Source organism: Stenotrophomonas sp. WZN-1, from assembly GCF_002192255.1.
In the GTDB taxonomy this organism is placed as follows: Bacteria; Pseudomonadota; Gammaproteobacteria; order Xanthomonadales; family Xanthomonadaceae; genus Stenotrophomonas.
In genome coordinates this window covers 2914332-2932196 of sequence record NZ_CP021768.1, presented here as the reverse complement: position 1 = coordinate 2932196, position 17865 = coordinate 2914332, and the positions used below count along the sequence as shown (strand labels likewise).

At 66.7% G+C, this 17865-nt stretch carries 18 protein-coding genes; 9 read left to right on the top strand and 9 right to left on the bottom strand.

What is annotated here, in order from left to right:
• Nucleotides 1–19 precede the first annotated feature (19 nt).
• Nucleotides 20–619 (top strand): NfuA family Fe-S biogenesis protein, encoded by a 600-nt coding sequence (locus tag CCR98_RS13880; RefSeq protein WP_014037813.1) that lies wholly within the window; start codon nt 20–22, stop codon nt 617–619.
• A gap of 10 nt (nt 620–629) precedes the next feature.
• A complete protein-coding gene (locus tag CCR98_RS13875; RefSeq protein ID WP_087923082.1) occupies nt 630–2393 on the top strand; it encodes a hypothetical protein in 1764 nt (587 codons plus the stop codon).
• A 165-nt stretch (nt 2394–2558) separates the two neighbouring features.
• On the opposite strand, the gene CCR98_RS13870 is transcribed toward CCR98_RS13875, so the two are convergent.
• Both CCR98_RS13870 and CCR98_RS13865 read right to left on the bottom strand, forming a co-directional pair.
• A complete protein-coding gene (locus CCR98_RS13870; protein WP_087923081.1) occupies nt 2559–2972 on the bottom strand; it encodes a barstar family protein in 414 nt (137 codons plus the stop codon).
• Nucleotides 2972–3424, bottom strand: coding sequence for a ribonuclease domain-containing protein (locus tag CCR98_RS13865; protein WP_087923080.1), 453 nt, complete (start codon nt 3422–3424; stop codon nt 2972–2974). Before CCR98_RS13865 ends, CCR98_RS13870 begins: the two co-directional genes overlap by 1 nt.
• Before the next feature lie 219 nt (nt 3425–3643).
• Between CCR98_RS13865 and CCR98_RS13860 the strand changes: the two genes are divergently transcribed.
• Nucleotides 3644–4255, top strand: a complete 612-nt coding sequence (locus tag CCR98_RS13860) for a superoxide dismutase (protein WP_005410310.1) — start codon at nt 3644–3646, stop codon at nt 4253–4255.
• Between the two features lie 175 nt (nt 4256–4430).
• Here the strand turns inward: CCR98_RS13860 and CCR98_RS13855 are convergent, their stop codons facing one another.
• The gene (locus CCR98_RS13855; RefSeq protein ID WP_087923079.1) at nt 4431–5279 is read right to left on the bottom strand and encodes an endonuclease/exonuclease/phosphatase family protein; all 849 of its coding nucleotides are present in this window, start codon (nt 5277–5279) and stop codon (nt 4431–4433) included.
• A gap of 162 nt (nt 5280–5441) precedes the next feature.
• Here CCR98_RS13855 and CCR98_RS13850 point away from each other — a divergent pair, with 162 nt between their 5' ends.
• Together CCR98_RS13850 and CCR98_RS13845 are read left to right on the top strand one after the other, a co-directional pair.
• Nucleotides 5442–7007 carry an oligopeptide:H+ symporter gene (locus CCR98_RS13850; protein ID WP_087923078.1) on the top strand — a complete coding sequence of 522 codons (1566 nt, stop codon included), beginning with the start codon at nt 5442–5444 and terminating at the stop codon, nt 7005–7007.
• Between the two features lie 7 nt (nt 7008–7014).
• The gene (locus tag CCR98_RS13845) at nt 7015–7641 is read left to right on the top strand and encodes a rhomboid family intramembrane serine protease (protein WP_014037807.1); all 627 of its coding nucleotides are present in this window, start codon (nt 7015–7017) and stop codon (nt 7639–7641) included.
• 43 nt (nt 7642–7684) lie between these two features.
• On the opposite strand, the gene CCR98_RS21200 is transcribed toward CCR98_RS13845, so the two are convergent.
• Nucleotides 7685–7846, bottom strand: coding sequence for a hypothetical protein (locus tag CCR98_RS21200; protein WP_014037806.1), 162 nt, complete (start codon nt 7844–7846; stop codon nt 7685–7687).
• Nucleotides 7847–8055: 209 nt separating this feature from the next.
• Here CCR98_RS21200 and CCR98_RS13835 point away from each other — a divergent pair, with 209 nt between their 5' ends.
• Genes CCR98_RS13835 through cfa form a run of 3 tightly spaced genes read left to right on the top strand, consistent with a single transcriptional unit; the run spans nt 8056 to nt 10412 of the window.
• Complete coding sequence (locus CCR98_RS13835; protein ID WP_005417588.1) at nt 8056–8358, top strand: GNAT family N-acetyltransferase; 303 nt, start codon at nt 8056–8058, stop codon at nt 8356–8358.
• 37 nt (nt 8359–8395) lie between these two features.
• Nucleotides 8396–9277, top strand: coding sequence for a DUF3298 and DUF4163 domain-containing protein (locus CCR98_RS13830; RefSeq protein ID WP_087923077.1), 882 nt, complete (start codon nt 8396–8398; stop codon nt 9275–9277).
• 19 nt (nt 9278–9296) lie between these two features.
• Nucleotides 9297–10412, top strand: coding sequence for a cyclopropane fatty acyl phospholipid synthase (gene cfa, locus CCR98_RS13825; protein ID WP_087923076.1), 1116 nt, complete (start codon nt 9297–9299; stop codon nt 10410–10412).
• A gap of 174 nt (nt 10413–10586) precedes the next feature.
• On the opposite strand, the gene CCR98_RS13820 is transcribed toward cfa, so the two are convergent.
• On the bottom strand, nt 10587–12755 hold the full coding sequence (locus CCR98_RS13820) for a M3 family metallopeptidase (protein ID WP_087923075.1): 2169 nt from the start codon (nt 12753–12755) through the stop codon (nt 10587–10589).
• A 130-nt stretch (nt 12756–12885) separates the two neighbouring features.
• Between CCR98_RS13820 and CCR98_RS13815 the strand changes: the two genes are divergently transcribed.
• On the top strand, nt 12886–13365 hold the full coding sequence (locus CCR98_RS13815) for a glutathione peroxidase (protein ID WP_087923074.1): 480 nt from the start codon (nt 12886–12888) through the stop codon (nt 13363–13365).
• A 94-nt stretch (nt 13366–13459) separates the two neighbouring features.
• Here the strand turns inward: CCR98_RS13815 and CCR98_RS13810 are convergent, their stop codons facing one another.
• The 4 genes from CCR98_RS13810 to CCR98_RS13795 all read right to left on the bottom strand — a co-directional run bounded on the left by CCR98_RS13810 (nt 13460) and on the right by CCR98_RS13795 (nt 17811).
• The gene (locus tag CCR98_RS13810; RefSeq protein WP_006455701.1) at nt 13460–14239 is read right to left on the bottom strand and encodes a ferredoxin--NADP reductase; all 780 of its coding nucleotides are present in this window, start codon (nt 14237–14239) and stop codon (nt 13460–13462) included.
• 80 nt (nt 14240–14319) lie between these two features.
• On the bottom strand, nt 14320–16191 hold the full coding sequence (locus tag CCR98_RS13805; RefSeq protein ID WP_087923073.1) for an ABC transporter ATP-binding protein: 1872 nt from the start codon (nt 16189–16191) through the stop codon (nt 14320–14322).
• Nucleotides 16192–16428: 237 nt separating this feature from the next.
• On the bottom strand, nt 16429–16878 hold the full coding sequence (locus CCR98_RS13800) for a carboxymuconolactone decarboxylase family protein (RefSeq protein WP_087923072.1): 450 nt from the start codon (nt 16876–16878) through the stop codon (nt 16429–16431).
• Between the two features lie 36 nt (nt 16879–16914).
• Nucleotides 16915–17811, bottom strand: a complete 897-nt coding sequence (locus CCR98_RS13795; protein ID WP_087923071.1) for an RNA polymerase sigma-70 factor — start codon at nt 17809–17811, stop codon at nt 16915–16917.
• Nucleotides 17812–17865 lie beyond the last annotated feature (54 nt).

Genomic DNA, 17865 nt, shown 5'->3' with positions numbered 1-17865 from the left:
ACTTGGCTAGAATAGCCTGATGATCCAGATCTCCGACACTGCCCAGACCCATTTCCGCAAGTTGATCGAACGCGAGGGCGTGCCCGGCATGGGCGTGCGCCTGAGTGCGGTCGACCCCGGTACGCCGCGCGCCGATGCCCGGCTGGAATTCGCCGAACCGACCGACCTGCTCGGTGACGAGTGGGCGGTGGACTGCGATGGTTTCACCCTCTATGTCGACGCCGGCAGCGTTGGCTGGCTCGATGGTGCCGAGATCGATATCGTCGCCGGCACCGCCGGTGCCCAGCAGCTGACCATCAAGGCGCCGCGCATCAAGGGTGAAGCGCCCGGTGATGCCGCCTCGCTGGTCGAGCGTGTGCACTGGGTGGTGGAGAACGAAGTCAATCCGCAGTTGGCCTCGCATGGCGGCAAGGTGGCTGTGCAGGAAGTCTCGTCCGACGGTGTGGTGCTGCTGCGCTTCGGTGGTGGCTGCCAGGGCTGCGGCATGGCCGACGTGACGCTCAAGCAGGGCATCGAAAAGACCCTGATGGGCCGCGTGCCGGGCGTGACCGCCGTGCGCGACGCGACCGACCACGACAGCGGCCACGCGCCGTACATTCCGCGCGGCAACGTCGCCTGATCGCTGACGCGTGCCTCTGACCCGGGCCGAGCAACTCATTGACCTGCTGCTGGCGCGCCAGCAGCCCCGCGCTGTCCTCGAGAAGTCCACGCGCCTGCCCTATGGCTGGGCGCTGTGGCTGCGCTCTCTGGGGCCATTGCCGCGGCCGTTCCACGCCCGCGAGGTGATCGCAGTATTCCTGCCGCGCCCGCTGCCGGGGCCGCCAGGCCAGTCGCCGTGGCTGTCGCCGTGGCAGGCGCTGCGCCGTTTGTTCTGGCAGGACTGGGACGCCGCGCCGCGCGACCAGCGCTGGATGCGCTGGACCTCGGCACTGGTCAGTGCACTGCTGCACTTGCTGTTCTTCGTGTTGTTGCTTTGGGTGGCGGTGATCCGTACCACCGCTCCGGATGAAGAGGGCGCCGAAGGCGAGCGCGTGCAGGTGGAGTTCGTCGGCCGCGCGACGCAGGAAGGCGGTGGCGATCAGCCGGGCGCCGACGTGGCTGCTGCTGCGGCGGCCGGTCGGGTTGCGACGGGCCAGGAGGCTGGCGCTGCCACGGCCCCTGCGCCGCGTCCGGTGACTGCCGAAGCCGCCGCCTCATCCCCGGCATCCGCGCCGACCGCCAGCGTTCCACCACCACCGCCGGCTGAAGCCGAGCCGGCGCCGGTTGCCGCGCCGCCGCCTTCGCCCGTCCAGGCCACCGAAGTGGCGCAGGCCAGCACGGATTTCGTGGTGCCGCCGGTCAGTGTGCCGCGTACCGAAGTGAGCGTCGTGCCGCGTGACAGCACACCCGCCGTGCGCGAGCGCAGCGTGCAGCCGGTGCAGGCGCCGCCGGCACCAAGCCAGGTGCGTATTCCGGAACTGGCCGTGCGCACGCCGCAGGTGCGTGACATCCAGGTGCGCGAACGCGAAGTCAGTACGGTCGATGCGCCGGTCGCGCCACAGCCGTTGCGTAGCGCGGAAATGCAGGTGCGCGTGCCGCAGCAGGACGTGCAGGTGCGCGAACGTGAAGTGCAGGCCGTCGTCGATCCGCAGGTGCGGATGGCGGCGGTGGCCGGGCGTGAGCCTGCCGTGCGCGCGCCCAGCGGCCGCGACGTGCAGGTGCGCGAACGTGAGGTGGCCTCGGCACCGGTGGCAGCACCGGCGTCCTCCAGTGGCAGTGCCACGTCGGCGCCTGCAACCGCGGCCCAGGGCAGCACGGCGCAGGCGAGCAGCAGTACGCGTCCGTCAGCGTCCAGCAGTACACCTGCAAGCGCGGGAGCGCTTCCGGCGCCCAACCCAGGCAACTGGGCCACGCCTGCCAAGGGCGACGACTGGGGTTCCTCCAGCCGCAACCGCGACGGGGCCAGCAGTGGCGCCCGCCAGGCCAGCACTACCGGCAAGGGCACTGGCCTGTTCAATGCCGATGGCAGCGTGCGCGTGCCCGGCCAGGAAGGCGATGGCCATGCCGAGCGCGGTGCGCCCGGTGGGGCAAACGACGGCTGGAGCAAGGAGCGCATTGCGCAATCCGGCACCTGGCTGAAGCGCCCGCCATACGACTACACACCGACCTCGTTCGACAAATACTGGGTGCCGCAGGAATCGTTGCTGGCCGAATGGGTGCGCAAGGGCGTCAAGGCGATGGAGATTCCGTTGCCGGGCACCAACTCGAAGATCTCCTGCGTCATTTCGATCCTGCAGGCCGGTGGCGGCTGTGGCCTGACCAACCCCAACATGCAGGATCAGCCGGCCGTGGCACGACCGCCGCCGGACATTCCGTTCAAGAAGGAACTGCAGGAAGATAACGGGAGCCGCTAGGCAGGGGGCCGTGCCCCGCGCGCTGGCTGGCTCGCGCTTTGGCAGGGCCGGCTCGCGCTTTGGTAGGTGCCAACCTTGGTTGGCACGGAAGCGCCGACCAAGGTCGGCCTCTATCCAGGCATCAGCGTAGGCCGACCAAGGGCGGCATCCACCAGGGCAGTGACCTTACGCGCTCTGCGACAGGAACACCCAGAACGGTACGTCGCGGCCGACCCAGTCACGGCTGGTCTCGTCCATCACGTCCAGCAGGGTGTCGAAGTCCCTGTGGGCACCGGCGCGCAGCGCGTCCACGTCGGCCAGGAACAGCGCGTAGCCATTGGCCGGCAGCCATTGCAGGTCGCGCAGGTTGTCCGACAGCGCGTCCCAGTTGCCGCCGAAACCGGCCGGGAAATCCAGCTGCGCGGCGAGCCGGGCGAGCAGGGTGCGCTTGTCCGCGACGCCTTCCAGATCGATGCGGATCACCTTCAGGCGGGCATCGCGCATTGCTGCGGCCAGTGCGCCGATGTCGTCGCTGTCGATGGCGTAGACGCCGGCGTTGTTGATGTCATGCAGGCCAAGGCCAAAATCATCGTGGCTCATCACTGCGCTCCCTGGGCCGGTACGGTGAAGCTGCGGAACGATTCGTAATGGTCGTCGGTGTAGTACCACGCCTCCGGCGGATCGCCGCCAGTGACGATGCGGCGCGTGCCACGGGTACGCGCGCCGGGGGTGTCGACGGTGTATTCGCGGTAGTAGCCGCGCGCGCGCTGCGGCAGTTGCTGCTCGCGGTTGCCGAAGGTGCTGCCGTCCTGGCGGTGCGGGAACGGGCCGCCACGCTGGATCAGGGCGATGGTCGCGCGCGCTTCGGCGGGCAGGAACGCGGGAAGTCCGCTGTCCTTGCCCGGCGAGGCGGTGGCCGGTGCGCGTGCGACGGGCGTGCCCTGCAGGTCGCGCGCGAACTGCGGCGCCGGCGGCCGCTGCAGGAAATGGTTGGCGACCAGGCCGAGCAGCAGCAGGGCGATGGCGGTGATCAGCAGCCGGGGGTTGCGCATGGGCAGGGGCGGGCGAGGGTGGTGCAGGCACTGTAGCGCCTGTGCGCTGCACGGTGCATGAGGACGGCGTCGCGTCACTGCTGCGTAACAATTGCCGTCGTGCTCACTGGCAGGACGCAATTTCCTTTACATCCCCCTTGGTAATCTGGCGGTCTGTCCCCATCATTCACCGCGCAACGCCCGACACCGTCGGGTGCCCTCGCAATCAGGAGATGCATCATGGCCTATACCCTGCCCAAGCTGTCCTACGCCTACGACGCGCTGGAACCGCATATCGATGCGGCGACGATGGAAATCCATCACACCAAGCATCACCAGACCTACATCAACAACGTCAACGCGGCGCTGGAAGGCACCGAGTACGCTGACCTGCCGGTCGAAGAACTGGTGAAGAAGCTCAAGTCGCTGCCGGAGAACCTGCAGGGTCCGGTGCGCAACAACGGTGGCGGCCATGCCAACCACTCGCTGTTCTGGACCGTGATGGCTCCGAATGCTGGCGGCAACCCGGTGGGCGACGTGGCCAAGGCCATCGACAAGGACCTGGGCGGCTTCGACAAGTTCAAGGATGCCTTCACCAAGGCAGCGCTGACCCGTTTCGGCAGCGGCTGGGCGTGGCTGAGCGTGACCCCGGACAAGAAGGTCGTGGTCGAGAGCACCGGCAACCAGGACAGCCCGCTGATGGAAGGCAACACCCCGATCCTCGGCCTGGACGTGTGGGAACACGCGTACTACCTGAAGTACCAGAACCGCCGCCCGGAATACATCGGCGCGTTCTTCAACGTCATCGACTGGAACGAAGTCGAGCGCCGTTATCAGGAAGCGATCGCCTGATCGCGCTAGCGGGATGAACTGAAAAGGCCGGGGGAAACCCCGGCCTTTTCGTTTGCCAGCTTTTGGACGCCGGGCAGGACCTTGTGGGTGCCGACCTTGGTCGGCACGGGAGATGGTGCGAGCGCGGTGGGAACGTGCCGACCAAGGTCGGCACCCACCTGGGCCGAAGGCGGGGCTATTCGGCCGTCGCCGTGATGCCCTGCAGGCGCAGGGTCGCCATCACGCCCAGGCGCAGGCCGGGCAGGTCGCCGTCTGCCGGCAGCAGGATCGGCTGCTGGCGGATGCCGCCGAAGTGCTTGACCTGGAACAGCACATCCAGGCCGTGGCCGCTGCTGCCACCCCCACTGGCCGCCGGCGTCTCGGCGCGACCGCCGGGATTGCGCCGGGCCGGCTGGAACCCCGGGGTGCTACGCACGAGCTCGACGGTCGTTGCCGAGAAATCGCCGGCGATCAGGCTGGGCATGCCCTCGGCGGTGGCGCCGATCCAGGTCATCAGGTCGCTGGTCTGGTGCTGGCGGGCGGTGGCCTCGTCCGGGTCGGGGCGCAGCCGTGCCACATAGATGTTGACCAGTGCCTCACCCAGCTTCAGCCGCATCATGCCGGCCGCGCTGAAGGTGCCGGGAGGATGCAGCAGGGTCACGCCATCCTCGCTGACCGGCAGCCGGGTCAGCATGGCGTTGCCATGTCGCAGTGGCTGGCTGGGCGGATCGGCGGTAACGAAGTCGCAGCTGTAGCGCAGCCGGCTGGCCAGCCAGCAGGCCGGATTGCGGCCCTGCTGCTGCAGCACCTGCTGCACCGAGATCACGTCCGGCTGCAGCTCGGTCAGCAGCTGTGCGACCTGCTCGCGACGCTGCTTCCATTGCGCATCATCGCGGCTGGGCAGCTCCAGCGCGGCCACGGTCAGTTGCCGGGGTTCGCTCTCGCTAGCGGCGGCGGTCGGCGCCTGCGGGCGGGCCTGTGCCTGCAACGCCAGCAGCAGCAAGAGACAGCTGAGCAGGAGGCGGGCGTGGGCGAGGGGGCGCATAACGATAAGTTTACGCTTTTGTCGTGCAGGTGCCGTGACTTCCGGCAGGGCCGGGATGGCCTGCCATGGATTGGCACCGTTGTCATGCAGCCCTGCAGCGTGCTTCGCAAGCCCCGGTTCCGGTAACCTTGCGCCTTTCGCTTTGCAGGAATGCCTTACAGGATGAGCCACGACGCAGTTGCCCCCATCGCCGGCCAAGGAAGGATGCCGCGCCAGATTCCGTACATCATCGGCAATGAGGCCTGCGAACGGTTCAGTTTCTACGGGATGCGCAACATCCTGGTGCAGTTCCTGATCACCTCGCTGCTGCTGCAGGAAATCACGGCGGAAGGCCGTGCCGGTGAAGCCAAGGACATCATGCACAGCTTCATGATCGGCGTGTACTTCTTCCCGCTGCTCGGTGGCTGGCTGGCCGATAGATTCTTCGGCAAGTACCACACCATCCTCTGGTTCAGCCTGGTCTACTGCGCCGGCCACCTGTGCCTGGCGCTGTTCGAGAACAGCCGCGAAGGCTTCTTCCTCGGCCTGGGCCTGATCGCGCTCGGCGCCGGCGGCATCAAGCCGCTGGTGGCCTCGTTCATGGGCGACCAGTTCGACCAGAGCAACAAGCACCTGGCCAAGATCGTCTTCGACGCCTTCTACTGGATCATCAATTTCGGCTCGCTGTTCGCCTCGCTGCTGATTCCGCTGGTGCTGAAGAACTGGGGCCCGCAGTGGGCGTTCGGCATCCCGGGCATCCTGATGTTCATCGCTACCTTCGTGTTCTGGCTGGGCCGCAAGCGCTACGTGCTGGTGCCGCTGCCGCCGAAGGATCCGCATTCGTTCGCCAACGTGGTGCGCACCGCGCTGACCGCGCGCGTGGCCGGCCAGGGCCGTCCGGGCCTGGTGATCGCCGTGCTCGGCCTGGTGCTGGCGGTGGCTTCGTTCGGCCTGGTCGGCTCGCTGGGCATCGTGATCTGCCTGTGCCTGGCGCTGGTGGCCATTCTTGCCGGCATCGGTGGTGGCACCTGGCTGCAGCTGGACCGCGCCCGTGGCCAGCATCCGGCCGAAGCCGTGGAAGGCGTGCGCTCGGTGCTGCGCGTGCTGGTGATCTTCGCGCTGACCACGCCGTTCTTCTCGCTGTTCGACCAGAAGGCCTCGACCTGGGTCCTGCAGGGCCAGCAGATGCAGATGCCGAGCTGGTTCACCGCCTCGCAGATGCAGGCGCTGAACCCGCTGCTGGTGATGATCCTGATTCCGTTCAACAACCTGGTGCTGTACCCGGCCCTGCGCCGCTTCGGCTTCGAGCCGACCGCGCTGCGCCGCATGACCGCCGGTATCGCCTTCAGTGGCCTGGCCTGGATCGTGGTGGGTGGCATCCAGGTGGTGATGGACGGCGGCAACGCCATGTCGATCTTCTGGCAGATGCTGCCGTACGCGCTGCTGACCTTCGGTGAGGTGCTGGTCTCGGCCACCGGCCTGGAGTTCGCCTACAGCCAGGCGCCGCAGGCAATGAAGGGCGTGGTGATGAGCTTCTGGAACCTGACCACCACCATCGGCAACCTGTGGGTGCTGCTGTCCAACGCGGCGGTGCGCAACGACACGGTGACCCACCAGATCGCCGGCACGGGCCTGAGCGAAGCGGCGTTCCTGATGTTCTTCTTCGCCGGCTTCGCCTTCGTCGCGGCGTTGGCTTTCGGTTGGTACGCGAAACGCTATCGTATGGTCGACAACTACCGTAGCGCCTGAGCCTGACATGACCCCCGTCAATCTGCTGTTGATCGCCATCACCGCCATCCTGTCGTGGATGGCGTTCAACAACCGCAAGCTGGCCGACCGCCTGATCCTGTGGCCGCCGGCCATCGACCGTCACCGCCAGTACGACCGGCTGGTGACCTATGGCTTCATCCACGCCGACTGGTCGCACCTGATCTTTAACATGATCACCCTGTTCTTCTTCGGGGGATTCATCGAGAGCGTGATGGTGCAGCTGACCGGCAGCTACCTGACCTACCCGGCGTTCTACATCGGCGCGCTGCTGGTCTCGATCCTGCCCAGCTACCTGAAGAACCAGAAGAACCCGAACTACCTCAGCCTCGGGGCGTCCGGGGCGGTGTCGGCGGTGCTGTTCGCCTTCATCCTGATCAAGCCGTGGTCGATCATCCTGGTGTTCTTCATCCCGGCACCGGCGATCATCTATGCCGCGTTCTACGTCGGCTACAGCATCTGGATGGACAAGCGCGGCGGCGACCGCATCAACCACAGCGCGCACCTGGCAGGTGCGGCGTTTGGCGTGATCTTCATGCTGGCCATGCAGCCGAGCATCTTCAACCACTTCCTGCGCGAACTCTCCAACCCGACCTTCCGCCTCGGCGGCGGTTGATGCGGGTAGCGGGGCGGATCGGGCCCGATCCGCCCCGGCCGGGTCAGGCCGCGGTCTGCTGGCCGTAGGTATCCAGCAGGCGGGCGAACACTTCCTCGCCGATGCGCTGGAAATCCTGATCCTCGGTCTGCCCTTCCACCGCCAGTTGCAGCAGGCCCTCCAGCAGGGCGCGGTCGGTATCGGAATGGGAATTGCTGGCGTGCATGGGAGCCTCCACGGTGGTGCGCATGGTCAACGATCGCAAGGGTCGTGCCAGCCTGGCCGTACCCCTCCATAGGCGATAGCGGCCGGCCCGCCTCCAGCTTGAGGGGCGAAAACTGACGTGAATGGACTGGACTTGCCCCTGTTCAGGCTTCACGCGATCATGGCGCCCGGCTGCGCACCATCCACGCAGTCGCCGCAGGAGACAGTTCCATGGCTTCGGTCACGCCCCCCGGTCTGGCCTACGAGGTCGAACACGACCTGGCCAACCACCGCTTCACCGCCCGTGTGCGAGGACAGCTGGCGGTGCTGGACTACCAGATCAAGCGCAAGCGCATGGTCATCACCCACACCGAGGTACCCGAGCCGATCGCGGGCCGTGGCATCGCCGGTGAGCTGACCCGTGTGGCACTGCGTTTCGCCCGCGAGCAGAAGTACAAGGTGGTGCCGGCATGTTCCTACGCCGAGGCCTTCCTGCAGCGGCACGAGGAGTACCACGACCTGCTCGTTGGCTGAATGCCAGCGGGCCACGCTTCAGCCATGGCAGGCGATGATGTACAAACATGAACAGGGGATCCCGATGAAGATTGGAAACAACCGGCCACTGCACGGCAGCGCGCTGGCCGGCGTGGTGGGCGTGCTGTTGCTGGCCGGTTGCCAGCGTGAAAGCGAGCCGGTACCGGCGACCGACGCGGCACCCGCCGCCGAAGCGACGGCGGCAAGTGAAACGCCGGCCACGGAAGCGCCGCTGGACCTGCGCGACGTGATCGAGAACAACGAGCGCGAAGTGGTGGGCATCAGCTACCCGGCCGGTATCGACCGTTATCCGGGCCTGGCCCGCGCGCTGCAGAGCTATGCGACGAGTGCGCGCAGCGACCTGCAGCAGGCGCTGGACGGGCTGGGCAACGACAAGCCGACCATGCCCTACGAGTTGTCGCTGAGCTTTGAGAAGCTGCTGGAAACCCCGCAGCTGGTGGTGGTCAGTGCCGATGGCAGCCGCTACACCGGTGGCGCCCACGGCGAACCGCTGGTGGCCCGCTTCGTGTGGCTGCCGCAGCATCAGCAGATGCTCAGCGCCGAAAAGCTGGTGGCCGATGCCAAGGGCTGGAAGGCGATCAGCGATTTCGTCGCCGACCAGCTGCGCGAACGCGTGGCCACGCGCCTCAGCGGCGAGGACATGGACCCGGCCCAGCTGCAGGAATCGCTGCGCAACGCATCGCGCATGATCGCCGACGGTACCGGCCCGCAGGCCGACAATTTCAGCCAGTTCCAGCCGCTGACCGACGACAAGGGGCAGATCACCGCGCTGCGCTTTGTTTTCCCGCCGTACCAGGTGGGTCCATACTCGGACGGCACCCAGACCGCCGATGTACCGGCGGCGGTGCTGTTGCCGCACGTGGCCAAGGACTACGTGGAGCTGTTCGCACGCGGTTGACCGCAGTCGAGGAGGTGGCGTGGATACAGGGTTGCAGGAGCGGGTCACCGGCCTGCTCCACGAGGCCGGGGTCCGCATCGGCGGCACCCAGCCACAGGACATCCAGGTGCATGACCCGCGCTTTTTCGCGCGGGTCATGGGCCACGGCTCGCTCGGCCTGGGCGAGAGCTACATGGAGGGTTGGTGGGATGCCAACGTCCTGGATGAATTCCTCGTCCACCTGATGCAGGCGCACCTGGACGAACGGGTGCACGGCTGGCGCGAAGTGGCAGACGCGCTGAAGGCGCGCCTGTTCAACCTACAGGCGGGGCAGGGCAGCTACGAAGTCGGTCGCCGCCATTACGACCTGGGCAACGATCTCTACCAGGCCATGCTCGGCCAGCGCCTGGTCTACAGCTGCGGCTATTGGCGCAACGCTGATGACCTTGATGCAGCGCAGGAAGCCAAGCTCGACCTGGTCTGCCGCAAGCTGGGCCTGCGCCCGGGCCAGCGCGTGCTGGATATCGGTTGCGGCTGGGGTGAAGCGCTGAAGTTCGCCGCCGAGCGCTACGGTGTCAGCGGAGTAGGCGTGACCATTTCGCAGGAGCAGGCCGAGTTCGCCCGCGAACTGTGTGCGGGCCTGCCGATCGAGATCCGCCTGCAGGATTACCGTGAACTGGACGAACCGTTCGATGCGATCTTCTCGATCGGCATGTTCGAGCACGTCGGTGACAAGAACTACGGCAGTTTCTTCGAAGTGGCCAAGCGCTGCCTGTCGCCGCGCGGCCTGCTGCTGTTGCACAGCATCGGCACCAACATCTCCCGGCATCGCACCGATCCGTGGATTGCGCGCTATATCTTCCCCAACTCGATGCTGCCGTCGGCGGTGCAGATCACCAAGGCGTTCGAAGGCCGTTTCGTGCTGGAGGACTGGCACAACTTCGGCACCGACTACGACCTGACCCTGCAGGCCTGGCGACGCAACGTGGAAGCGGCGTGGCCGCAGCTGGATGCGGGTTACGACGAGCATTTCCGCCGCATGTGGCGTTTCTACCTGGCCGGGTCGATGGCCACCTTCCGCTGCCGCCATGCGCAGTTGTGGCAGCTGGTGCTGTCGCCGGAGGGTGTGCCGGGCGGGTACGTGGCGCCGCGTTGACAGCCAGTAGATCCACGCCATGCGTGGATGGACGATGCCGGGGTTCATGGCCCGGAAGGATCGTGCCGACCAACGGCCGGCACCCACCCGTAGATCCACGCCGTGCGTGGATGATCCAATAAAAAACCGCCCGGGCGACCGGGCGGTTTTCGTTTCACGCTACCGCGCTGGCGATCAGTTGCCGGCGCCGGTCAGGCCACGCTTTTCCAGCAGCGGTTCGATCTGCGGCTCGTGGCCGGCGAAATCGCGGAACAGCTGCATCGCGTCGACGCTGCCGCCCTTGGACAGCAGGGTGGCGCGGAAGTGGTCGCCGTTCTTGCGGCTCAGGCCGCCGTTGTCCTTGAACCACTTCTGGGTGTTGGCGTCGAGCACTTCCGACCAGATGTAGGCGTAATAGCCGGCCGAGTAGCCGCCCATGATGTGGCTGAAGTACGGGGTCTTGTAGCGCGGCGGGACCGGCGCGTAGTAGATGCCGTCCTTTTCCAGCGCGGCGCGCTCGAAGGCCATCACGTCCTTGGCTGCCGGCACCTGGTCGGCGCCGATCTGGTGCCAGCGCTGGTCCAGCATCGCCGCACCCAGGTACTCGGTGGTGGCAAAGCCCTGGTTGAACTTGGCCGCGGCCAGCACCTTGTCCAGCAGCGCCTGCGGCATCGCCGAACCATTCTGGTAGTGCTTGGCGTAGTTCTTCAGGATGACCGGGTTGTCCGCCCACATCTCGTTGACCTGCGAGGGGAACTCGACGAAGTCACGCGGCACCGAGGTGCCCGAGAAGTACGGGTACTTCACGTTGGAGAACATGCCGTGCAGGGCATGGCCGAACTCGTGGAAGGTGGTGTTCACCTCATCCCAGGTCAGCAGGGTCGGCTGGCCGGCTGGCGGCTTCGGGATGTTCAGGTGGTTGGCGACCACCGGCTTGAAGCCGGTCAGCTTGGACTGCGAGACGTAGGAGTTCATCCACGCACCGCCGCGCTTGGAGGCGCGTGCATACGGGTCGAAGATGAAGATCGCCAGCTGGCTGCCGTCGGCGTCGAACACGTCGTAGACGGTGACGTCATCGTGGTAGACCGGCAGGTCGGTGCGCTGCTTGAAGGTCAGGCCGAATTCCTGGCCGGCGGCGTAGAACACGCCGTTCTCCAGCACGTTCTTCATCTCGAAGTACGGCTTCAGCTGCGACTCGTCGAAGTTGTACTTGGCCTGGCGCACCTTCTCGCTGTAGAAGGCCCAGTCCCACGGTTCCAGCTTGAACGTCGGCTTGCCAGCGGCCTTCTGTTCCTGGTCGATCATCGCCTGCAGGTCGGCGGCTTCGCGCTTGGCGTTGGCCACCGCGGCCGGAGCCAGCTTGCCCAGCATCGCGTTGACTGCTTCGGGGGACTTGGCGGTCTGGTTGGTCAGGTTGTAGGCGGCGAAGTTCGGGAAGCCCATCAGCTTGGCCTTGTCGGCACGCAGCTGCATGATGCGCGAGACCAGCGCGGTGTTGTCGAACTCACCGCCGCGGCTGCCGCGGGTGGTCGAGGCTTCGTAGATCTTCTGGCGCAGGGCGCGGTTGGCCAGGTTGGTCAGCGGCGGCTGGCCGGTGGTGTTGAGCAGGGTGATCACGTACTTGCCTTCCAGGCCACGGGCCTTGGCGGCTTCGGCGGCGGCGGCGATCTGCTCCCTGGACAGGCCGTCCAGCTCCTTGACGTCGTCGACGGTGATCGCCGAAGCGTTCACTTCCGACTGTACGTTCTGGCTGAACTTGGTGCCCAGGTTGGCCAGCTCGGCATTCATGGCCTTCAGCGTGGCCTTGTCGGCCTCGGACAGCTTGGCGCCGGCGCGCACGTAGTTGTCGTAGTACTTCTCGACCAGGCGCACGCCTTCGGCGTCCAGGCCCAGCTGGCTGCGGGTGTCGTACAGCGCCTGGATGCGGGCGAACAGCTTGCCGTTCAGCGCGATCGCATCGCTGTGCGCGGCGAACTTCGCCGAGTAGTCGGCCTGCAGCTTCTTGCGGGTGTCGTTGGTATCGGCGCCGACCAGGCTGAAGAACACGGTGGTCGCACGGTCGAGGATGTCACCGCTCTTTTCCAGGGCGATGATGGTGTTGTCGAAGGTCGGCTTGGCCTTGTTGTTGGCAATCGCCTCCACTTCCTTCAGCTGCTGCGCCATGCCGGCGTCGAAGGCCGGGGCGAAGTCGCTGTCCTTGATCTTGTCGAACTGCGGGAAGTGCAGCGGCAGCGGGCTTTCGGCGAAGAACGGGTTGGCCTGCTGGGCAGTGGTGCTGGCGGCCGGGGTGGCGGCGCCGGCCGAGAAGGCGGGCAGGGCAAGGCCGAGGGACATGGCCACGGCAAGGGCAAGTCGAGTGGTCAAGGTAGAAGCTCCGGTAAGGCAAACAAGGGCCCGAGGGTAACCCGGCCGGTGGCGCCCGCACTTGTGTCAAAAGGCATGTTGCCGGGGCCGGGCGCGGGTACCATGCATTCACCGCCCACTGCCCGCCATCATGACCACCGCCTACGATTTCAGCTTCCGTGCCCTCGACGGCCAGCCGCAGGCGCTGGCCCGGTACCAGGGCCAGCCGATGTTGCTGGTGAACGTCGCCAGCCGTTGCGGCTTCACCCCTCAATACACCGGGCTGGAGCAGCTATGGCAGGAGTACCGCGAACGCGGCCTGGTGGTGATCGGCTTCCCGTGCAACCAGTTCGGCGCGCAGGAGCCGGGTGATGCAGCGCAGATCCGCCAGTTCTGTTCGCTGGATTACCCGGTCAGCTTTCCGCTGTCGGAGAAGATCGAGGTCAACGGCGAGGGTGCCGACCCGCTGTGGGCGTGGCTCGCGCGCGAGAAGCGTGGCCTGCTCGGCAGTGCCCGCATCAAGTGGAATTTCAGCAAGTTCCTGGTCGACCGCCAGGGCAACGTGGTGGATCGCTTTGCACCCACCACCCGGCCGGAGCAGCTGCGCGGCGCGATTGAAGCGCTGCTGTAGAGCCGAGCCCATGCTCGGCTGCTTTTCCGACTGACATTGAGGGCGCGCTGTGCGCACGAGCCGAGCGTAGGCTCGGCTCTACAGGTGCAACGGCTTATTTCTCGACGAACGCGCGCTCGAACACGTAATGGCCCGGCTGGCCGATGCGCGGCGAAACCTGGAAACCACGGGCATCGAGCACGCTGCGCAGGTCGGCCAGCATCTGCGGGCTGCCGCAGATCATCGCGCGGTCGTTTTCCGGGCTCAGCTCCGGCAGGCCGAGCGTGCGCTGCATCTCGCCGCTTTCCATCAGCGAGGTCAGGCGGCCCTGGTTGGCGAACGGCTCGCGGGTGACGGCCGGGTAGTACAGCAGCTTGTCGCCGATCATCTCGCCCAGGAATTCGTGCTCACGCAGTTCCTTCTCGAAGTAATCGCGGTAGGCCAGGTCCTTTTCGTAGCGCACGCCGTGGCAGAGGATCACCTTCTCGAAGCGCTCGTAGGTTTCCGGGTCCTTGATGACCGACAGCCACGGCGCCATGCCGGTGCCCGTGCCCAGCAGGTACAGGTTCTTGCCCGGGTGCAGGTCGCTGATCAGCAGGGTGCCGGTAGGCTTCTTGCCGACCAGCACCTTGTCACCCGGCTTGATGTGCTGCAGGCGCGAGGTCAGCGGGCCGTCCTGCACCTTGATGCTGAAGAACTCCAGGTGCTCTTCCCAGTTGGCGCTGGCGATGGAGTACGCGCGCAGCAGCGGCCGGGCCTCGGTTTCCAGGCCGATCATCACGAACTGGCCGTTCTCGAAGCGGAAACCGCTGTCGCGGGTGAGAGTGAAGCTGAAGTAGGCGTCGGTCCAGTGACGGACCTCAAGCACCGTTTCGGCGCCAAAAGCGGAGGACATGGGCGTATCTATCGGAAGTCGTCGGGGGTGATTCTATCTCAAATGAGACGGGTTCTCATTAGGCGGAACGAGAGGCGTTCTCAGCGGTAACCGGCCGCCTGCAGCTCGAACAGCTCGGCATAGCGGCCGCCCTGTGCCATCAGCTGCTCATGGGTGCCGCTGGCCTCGATCCGGCCATCGGCCAGCACCAGGATGCGGTCGGCCATGCGGACCGAGGAAAAGCGGTGGGAAATCAGCACAGCGGTGCGATTATCCGCCAGTTCCCTGAACCGCTGGAACACCTCGAACTCACTTCGCGCATCCAGCGCCGCCGTTGGCTCATCCAGGATCATCACCTGCGCATTGCGCATCCATGCACGGGCGATGGCGATCTTCTGCCATTGGCCACCGGACAGGTCCACGCCCTGCTTGAAGCGGCGGCCGATCAGCTGGTTGTAACCGCCAGGCAGTTCCTCGATCACTTCCTCGGCCATGCCGCGGCGGGCGGCGTCGGCAACGCGCGCGTGGTCGTCCATCGCCTCGACCTGACCGACGCCGATGTTCTCGCCGGCGCTGAGGTTGTAGCGCACGAAGTCCTGGAAGATCACCCCGAGGTTGGCGCGCAGGTCGTCCAGGTCGTAGTCGCGCAGGTCGCGGCCATCGAGCAGGATGCGGCCCTCGTCCGGTTCGTACAGCCGCGCCAGCAGCTTCACCAGGGTGGTCTTGCCGGCGCCGTTCTCACCGACCAGGGCCAGTACTTCGCCGGCCTGCAGCTGGAAATCGAGGTGGCGAACCGCCCATTGCTCGGCATCGGGATAACGGAAGCCGACGTTCTCGAACACGAAGCCCTGGTGGATCGGCTGCGGCACGCGCACAGCACCTTCGCGCGAGTGGATTTCCGGCTGGATCTGGAAGAACGAGAACAGGTCATCCAGGTACAGCGCCTGGCTGGCCACCTGCGAGAATCCGATCAACAGGCCTTCCAGCAGCTGGCGCAGGCGCAGGAAGCTGCCGGCGAGGAAGGTCAGGTCACCGATCGAGAAGTCGCCGCGCACCGTGCGCCACGCAATGTAGGCATAGGCGGTGTAGTACCCCAGCGTGCCCAGTGCGGCCAGCAGCGTGCCCCAGAACGCGCGGCGGCGTGCCAGGGAGCGGTTGGCCTGGAACAGCGCTACCGACAGGCGCCGGTAGCGTTCCACCAGGAAGCGGTGCAGGTTGTAGATCTTCACTTCCTTGGCCGTTTCCACGCTGGCGCCGAGCTGGCGCAGGTAGTCGAGCTGGCGGCGCTCGGGCGTCCACTGGAAGTTGAGGCTGTAGCCGGCCGCGTTGAAGTGCGATTCGCCGATGAAGGCCGGCACCAGTGCCAGCGCCAGCAGCAGGATCAGCCACGGCGCGTAGACCAGCAGGCCGACGGCGAGGCTGGCCACGGTGATCGCGTCCTGCACTTGGCCGAACAGCTGGCTCATCAGGTTCATCCGGCCCATGGTCTGGCGCCGCGCACGGTCCAGCTTGTCCTGCAGGTCCGGGTCCTCGAAGTCCTCCAGATCCAGCGTTGCCGCGTGTTCCATCAGCCGGATGCTGGTGACGTTGGCGAACAGTTCCGAGAGCAGGGCATCGGCGTAGCTGACCAGCCGGCCGAGCAGGTCCGAGGCGATGGCCAGGCCGAATTCCAGCGCCAGCAGGCCCAGCAGCGGATTCAGCATGCCGCTGGACAGCGCCTCGCCCAGCGGCGGGAAGCCAGCCTCGTGCTGGCTCAGATGCAGGGCGCTGTCGATGATCAGCTTGCCGACGTAGAGCATCGCCACCGGCAGCAGCGCGCGGATCAGGCGCAGCCCCAGGCTGGCCAGGGTGAGCGCGGGGCTGGTATTCCAGACCATGCGCAGGAACGGTGGCAGGTTGCGCATCGCCCTGAAGCGCTGGCGCAGGCTGGGTTTTTTCGCGGCGGCAGCGCCAGCGGTGGGGGTAGCAGGCATGCGCGTATTGTGCGCGCCTGATGCGTGCAGAGGGGGTCAGTGCAGCCGTGTGGCCGCGCCGGGGTCAGATCCCTTTGCGGCGCAAAGGGCTCTGACCCCATCAGCCCGGATCGGGTCAGGGCCCTTCGCGTGCCGAAGGGTTCCGACCCTGCCGCATCCACGCACGGCGTGGATCTACCGTGTCGACCAAGGTCGACACCTACCAACCGTTGCAGGAACCCGCCCGGCCAGACCCCGTTATGGCAGCGGCGGCAGCAGCCCGGCGCCCAGCCGGTTCCAGGCATTGATCACCGCGATGCCCATGCTCAGGTCACTGATGCCCTTCTCATCGAAGTGCGGCGCCAGTGCATCGAACGCCGCCTGCGACGGCGCACCGTCGGTCAAGCGGGTCAGCGCCTCGGCCCAGCCCAGTGCCGCACGCTCGCGGGCATCGAAGAAGCGGCTTTCGTGCCAGGCGGGCAGGGTATCGAGCTTGCGCGACTCGATGCCGCCCTTGCGCAGCGCAGTGCCGTGCATGTCCATGCAGTAGCCGCAGCCGTTGAGCTGCGACACGCGCAGGAACACCAGTTCCATCAGGGTCGGATCGATCGAGCTGTGATGCACCGCCTGGCTGGTGGCCAGCAGGCCCTTGAAGGCTTCGGCGGCCAGGCGGGTGTAGGGGACGCGGGGAGAGGCGTGGTCGGACATTTTCGGCTCCACGGCGGCCACGATGGCCGCCTTTCACTACAAGGACGCCGCGCCGTTTGCGTTCGTGACAACCCCCGGCAACTTTTCCGGATTCAGCACGCTGTACACGTTGGCGATGCGGCCATCGACCACTTCGATGGTGGTGATCGAGTGCAGGCGATCACCGATGAAGCGCAGGATCGCCGGCTCGCCGTTGACATAGCCCAGCTGCGCCGGATGTGCCGCACCGCGACGGGCGATGGCCCAGAACAGGCGGCCGATGCGTTCGGCGCCCAGCAGGGGCCTGACCGCCGCAGTGACCACGCCCCCGCCGTCGGAAACCAGTACCGCGTTGGCGTGCAGCAGGGCCTGGATCGCCTCGCTGTCGCCGCGCTGGGAAGCGTCCATGAAGCGCGCCAGCAGCTGCCGGTGCTGGCTGGCATCGGCGTTGAAGCGCGGTCGTCCGGCCTGCAGGCGTTGCCGGGCACGGTGCACCAGTTGGCGGCAGTTGGCCTCGCTGTGGCCGAGCAGGTCGGCGATCTCGCGGTAATCGTGATCAAAGGCCTCCTTCAGCAGGAACGCGGCGCGTTCCTCGGGGCCGAGCTGTTCGAGCAGGGTCAGGAAGGCCACCGAGACGTCGTCGGCCAGCGCATGCAGCTGCGCCGGGCCGGGCGCGGGATCGGGCTCCAGGCTGACCGCCAGCGGTTCGGCCAGCCATGGGCCGATGTAGTGCGCGCGCTCGCGCTTGGCCGCGCGCAGCCGGTCCAGGCCGAGCCGGGTGGTGGCGGTGACCAGCCAGGCTTCGGGGTCGCGGACGGCCGCCGGGTCGGCGCCGGACCAGCGCAGCCAGGCATCCTGGACCACGTCTTCGGCGTCGGCGCGGCTGCCGAGCAGGCGGTAGGCCAGGGCCATCAGGCGCGGACGGTGGGTCTGGAAGGCGGTTTCGGCGTTCATGTGGGCAAGGACGCCGCGGCGGGCAGGGACGTGACACGAATGTACAACGGCACC